Genomic DNA, 5,094 nt, shown 5'->3' with positions numbered 1-5,094 from the left:
CCCCCTCCGTCGTGACGCTTCGTGTGTGACGGGGATCAGCGGGGCCGCTGTCCGCCCTTCGGCAGGCGCATGCCCTTGGGCATCGGGCCCTTCGGCAGCGGCATGTTGCTCATCAGGTCGCCCAAGGCGCGCAGCCGGTCGTTGGTGGTGGTCACCTGGGAACCGGTCAGGACCCGCGGCAGCTTCAGCATGGTGGTCCGCAGCTTCTTCAGCTCGACCTGGCCCTCGCCCGTGCCGACGAGCAGGTCGTGCACCGGGACGTCCGCGACGATCCGGTTCATCTTCTTCTTCTCGGCCGCCAGCAGGCTCTTCACCCGGTTCGGGTTGCCCTCGGCGATCAGCACGATGCCGGCCTTGCCGACCGCGCGGTGCACCACGTCCTGGCTGCGGTTCATCGCCACCGCGGGGGTCGTCGTCCAGCCTCGGCCGATGTTGTCGAGCACCGCCGCGGCAGCGCCCGGCTGGCCCTCCATCTGCCCGAAGGCCGCCCGCTCCGCACGGCGCCCGAACACGATCGCCGTCGCGAGGAACGCGAGCAGGAATCCCAGGATGCCGGCATAGATGGGGTGACCGATCAGGAAACCGATCGCGAGGAAGACACCGAAGGTGACGATTCCGACAGCCGCGAGTACAAGACCGATCTTCTTGTCGGCCTTGCGGGTCATCTTGTAGGTCAGGGCGATCTGCTTCAGTCGCCCGGTGTTAGCGGCGTCCGCCGCCGTGTCCTTCCTCGCCATGCCACGCAGTCTACGTGGCCCGGGGAGCGCCTACGACGGCAGTGCCCCGCTGGGGGCCCCGACGCGACCTCGAGAGCCCCCGGAGAGGAGCGCGAGGGGGGTCAGAGACGGGCGGAGGTGGCCTCTTCGAGGACGCGCTCCGCCTCGAATCGGTCCTTGGCGCGACGGCGGTCCTCCAGGACGGAGGTCCAGGCGTTGCGCCGGGCGGTGCGCTGACCGCCGCTCATGAGCAGGGACTCGACGGCGCGCAGGGCGTCGGTGAAGGACGGGATCGCGGTGGCGCGAACGGGCGCGGCCTGCATGGTGGGGGTCCCCCTCGGAAGCGGCTTGGCACGGATCTACGTGGTGTGACTTCAGCGTCACTGTTTGGTGTTACCAGGGCATGACCGACCGGTCAAACACCCATGAAGCCTTGGTGCGCGGGGCCGAAATGCTGACGCGGCCCTGACGCACGCCCTCATCTGCGAGGACGGTCAGGACCGCGTGGAATCAGCCTCTACTGCCGGGTAATCACTTGTGCGTGAATTCACACGCCCCCTCCCCGACGTGCGACCCGGCGGACGGGGAGGAGGAGTTGACGCAGTGTCAGACGGCCTGGACGGCCACGAAGGAACCGCGCTTCTCGACGGCCATCTGGTACAGGCGTCCGGCGCGGTACGAGGACCGTACCAGCGGGCCGGACATGACGCCCGAGAAGCCGATCTGCTCGGCCTCCTCCTTCAGCTCCACGAACTCGTGCGGCTTCACCCAGCGCTCCACCGGGTGGTGGCGCACCGACGGGCGCAGGTACTGCGTGATGGTGATCAGCTCGCAGCCCGCCTCGTGCAGCTGCTTGAGCGCCTCGCTGACCTCCTCGCGGGTCTCACCCATGCCGAGGATCAGGTTGGACTTGGTGACCAGGCCGACGTCGCGGGCCTCGGTGATGACCTTCAGGGAGCGCTCGTAGCGGAAGCCCGGACGGATGCGCTTGAAGATCCGCGGGACCGTCTCCACGTTGTGCGCGAAGACCTCGGGGCGCGAGGAGAAGACCTCGGCGAGCTGCTCCGGCTCGGCGTTGAAGTCGGGGGCGAGCAGTTCGACCTTGGTGCGGCCGGCCTCGCGGTTCGCGGTCTGCGCGTGGATCTGGCGGACCGTCTCCGCGTACAGCCAGGCGCCACCGTCGGCCAGGTCGTCGCGGGCGACGCCGGTGATGGTGGCGTAGTTCAGGTCCATGGTGACCACGGACTCGCCCACCCGGCGGGGCTCGTCGCGGTCCAGCGCCTCGGGCTTGCCGGTGTCGATCTGGCAGAAGTCGCAGCGCCGCGTGCACTGGTCACCGCCGATGAGGAAGGTCGCCTCGCGGTCCTCCCAGCACTCGTAGATGTTCGGGCAGCCGGCTTCCTGGCAGACCGTGTGCAGGCCCTCGCTCTTCACGAGGTTCTGCATCTTCGTGTACTCGGGACCCATTTTCGCCCGGGTCTTGATCCACTCGGGCTTGCGCTCGATGGGGGTCTGGCTGTTACGGACCTCCAGGCGCAGCATCTTGCGTCCGTCGGGTGCGACTGCGGACACGACCGGCTCCCTGTAGCTTCGATTCTTCGGCGTACACCAGGGTACGCCCGTGTTTGTTGAGCCCTATCGGTGAGGCCAACCCCGGAGACCCGGGGGACCATTCCCCCGGTGGCCGGGCACCGCCGTCCTAGACGGTCGCCTTCTCGATCTCCCGCGGCTTCAGCTCCGCGTTCTCCAGTACGTCCTTCAGGTGCCGTTCCGCGACCGGCAGCACCTCGTCGATCGTGACGTCCCGGCCCAGCTCGTTGGCCAGGGACGTGACGCCCGCGTCGCGGATCCCGCACGGGATGATGCGGTCGAACCAGGCGTTGTCCGGGTTCACGTTCAGCGCGAAGCCGTGCATCGTGACGCCCTTGGCGACCCGGATGCCGATCGCGCCGACCTTGCGGTCCTCGCGGCGCTGGCCGGCGTTGGAGGGCGCGTACTCCGGGCCGTTCAGCCGCGGGTCGAACTCCTCGTCGTGCAGCCGGGGGTCGAAGTCCAGCGACAGCCCGCCGAGCGAGGGGCGTTGCTCGACCGGATCGCCCAGCACCCACACCCCGCTGCGGCCCTCGACCCGAGAGGTCTCCACGCCGAACTCGGCGCAGACCCGGATCAGGGCCTCCTCCAGCCGTCGCACGTGCGCCACGACGTCCACCGGGCGTGGAAGCTTCTGGATGGGGTAGCCCACCAGCTGGCCGGGGCCGTGCCAGGTGATCTTGCCGCCCCGGTCCACGTCCACCACCGGGGTGCCGTCCAGCGGGCGCTCGCTCTCGACCGTGCGCCGGCCCGCCGTGTACACCGGCGGGTGCTCCAGCAGCAGCACGGTGTCGGGAACCTCGTCCGCGAACCGCGCCGCGTGCACCAGGCGCTGCTCGTCCCACGCCTCGCGGTACTCGACGGCGTCCGCTCCGAAGCCCATGCGAACGAACCGCAACTCACTCACGGCAAGCGCCTCCCTAGGCGATACGGCGGTGCGGCCGTACGGCGATACGGCCGTACGGCGGTGCGGCGCGGGCCGTGCCGACGCTGTGCCGGCCCTGTGCTCGTCGCCCGGGACCTGTCTGTCAGGCCCGACCGCGCCCCAAGCAACTGTACGTCCGCCCGTCAGGCGTCAGCCCCGCGGGCAATCCTCACACGATCGGATGAATGAACGTCGAGATGTGCGAGGGCCTGCTTACTCTCCGCTACATTCGCGCCGTTCACGAGGCCATCAGGGCAGCTCACAGCAATCAGGGCACTTCATCCGGGCACGTCAGAGGCCCGGAAGGCAGGAGACCGCACCGCAGATGACGGAACGACCCGCGCAGCGCACTCCCAACCGTCAGCTCGCCGCGCTCATCGCAGAAGCGGGCTTCTCCAACGCGGGTCTGGCCCGACGCGTCGATCAGCTCGGTCTCGAGCACGGCCTGGACCTCAGATACGACAAGACGTCCGTCACCCGGTGGCTGCGCGGCCAGCAGCCCCGCGGCACCACCCCCGCCCTCATCGCCGAGGTCTTCACCCGCCGTCTCGGCCGCCGGCTGACCGCCCAGGATCTCGGCCTGGACGCCTGCGCCCCCGTGTACGCGGGGCTGGAGTTCGCCGGCACCCCCGAGGAGGCCGTCGAGATCGTCAGCGGGCTGTGGCGCAAGGACTCCGGCAGCCACGCCGAACTGCGCAAGATCGCGTTCACCGCGGCCGGTCTCGTCGTGCCCAGCCGGGACTGGCTGATCGGCCGGGCCGACGAGAGGGTGGCCCACGGCGATCCGGCCGCCGCCCGCGTGCCGGTCCAGGGCAGGCCGCAGTCCGCCAGGCCCGCCCAGCCGAGGCCCGCCGCCCAGCCCAGGACCGGCCCGACGGCCCCGCTGCCCGGCGGCATGCCCGCCGGCATGACCGGCGGCCTGCCGGGGGTGCCCCGGCAGCGCGGCACGGCCGACCGCGGCCCGGTCCACCGGGTCACCGGCGGCGACATCTCCGCGCTCCGCTCGGTCGGCGAACTCTTCCGCACCCTCGACAACATGTACGGCGGCGGCCACGCCCGCCAGGCCCTCGTGCGCTACCTGGAGCACGAGTGCGAACCGATGCTGCGCGGCACCTACGGCGAGCAGACCGGCCGCCGGCTGTTCGGCGCCGCCGCCGACCTCACCCGCCTCGCGGGCTGGACCTCCTTCGACATCGCCGCGCACGGCCTGGCCCAGCGGTACTTCGTCCAGGCCCTGCGCCTCTCCCAGGCCGCGGGGGACCGGGCGTACGGCTCCTACGTCCTCATCACGATGAGCCGCCAGGCCGTGTACCTCGGGCACGGGCGGGAGGCCGTACAGCTCGCGCGGGTGGCGCAGCAGGGCGTCGGCAGCGGTTCGCCGCCCGTCGTGCAGGCGCTGCTGCACGCGGTCGAGGCGCGCGGGCACGGGGTGATGGGCGAGGTGCGGGCCTGCACCGCGTCCCTCGTGCGGGCGGAGCGGGCGCTGGAGGCGGCCAAGGCGGGGGACGAGGTGCCGTTCTGGGCGCGGTTCTTCGACGAGGGGCAGCTGGCCGACGAGTTCGGGCACTGCCACCGCGACCTCCAGCAGTTCCGGGCCGCCGCGCAGCACGCCGAACGCTCCCTGCAGCTGCGGCCCGCCGCGTACGCGCGCAGTCGCCTCTTCTGCCGGGTCGTCCTCGCCACCGCCCGCCTCGGCCTCGGTGAACTCGACCAGGCCTGCCAGATCGCCGCGGAGGCGGCCGGGCAGGCGGCGGAGATGCGGTCGGTGCGGGCGGTGGAGTACGTCCGTGACTTCGAACGCCGGCTGGAGCCCTACCGCGACGCGGTCCCGGTACACCCTCGCCGGGACCGCGTCGCGGTAGG

General features: G+C 71.2%; 5 protein-coding genes. 1 reads left to right on the top strand and 4 read right to left on the bottom strand.

Features of this window, described 5'->3' with window-relative positions; translation table 11 throughout:
• Positions 1–35 precede the first annotated feature (35 nt).
• The 4 genes from BZL64_RS10230 to lipB all read right to left on the bottom strand — a co-directional run bounded on the left by BZL64_RS10230 (position 36) and on the right by lipB (position 3,213).
• The gene (locus BZL64_RS10230) at positions 36–737 is read right to left on the bottom strand and encodes a DUF4191 domain-containing protein (protein ID WP_086768282.1); all 702 of its coding nucleotides are present in this window, start codon (positions 735–737) and stop codon (positions 36–38) included.
• Between the two features lie 101 nt (positions 738–838).
• The gene (locus BZL64_RS10225; RefSeq protein ID WP_086768280.1) at positions 839–1,039 is read right to left on the bottom strand and encodes an SCO2195 family GlnR-regulated protein; all 201 of its coding nucleotides are present in this window, start codon (positions 1,037–1,039) and stop codon (positions 839–841) included.
• A gap of 283 nt (positions 1,040–1,322) precedes the next feature.
• A complete protein-coding gene (gene lipA / locus BZL64_RS10220; protein WP_086768278.1) occupies positions 1,323–2,288 on the bottom strand; it encodes a lipoyl synthase in 966 nt (321 codons plus the stop codon).
• 127 nt (positions 2,289–2,415) lie between these two features.
• Complete coding sequence (lipB, locus tag BZL64_RS10215) at positions 2,416–3,213, bottom strand: lipoyl(octanoyl) transferase LipB (RefSeq protein ID WP_086768276.1); 798 nt, start codon at positions 3,211–3,213, stop codon at positions 2,416–2,418.
• Between the two features lie 343 nt (positions 3,214–3,556).
• On the opposite strand from lipB, the gene BZL64_RS10210 reads away from it, so the two are divergent.
• Positions 3,557–5,094, top strand: a 1,538-nt coding sequence (locus tag BZL64_RS10210; protein ID WP_107430256.1) for an NsdA family TPR-like regulatory protein, incomplete at its 3' end; no start/stop codon positions are given.

This window comes from Streptomyces bobili (assembly GCF_002154575.1).
GTDB classification, from domain to species: Bacteria; Actinomycetota; Actinomycetes; order Streptomycetales; family Streptomycetaceae; genus Streptomyces; species Streptomyces bobili.
Note: the sequence above shows the minus strand (reverse complement) of the source record. Positions and strands in the feature narration are given on the sequence as shown.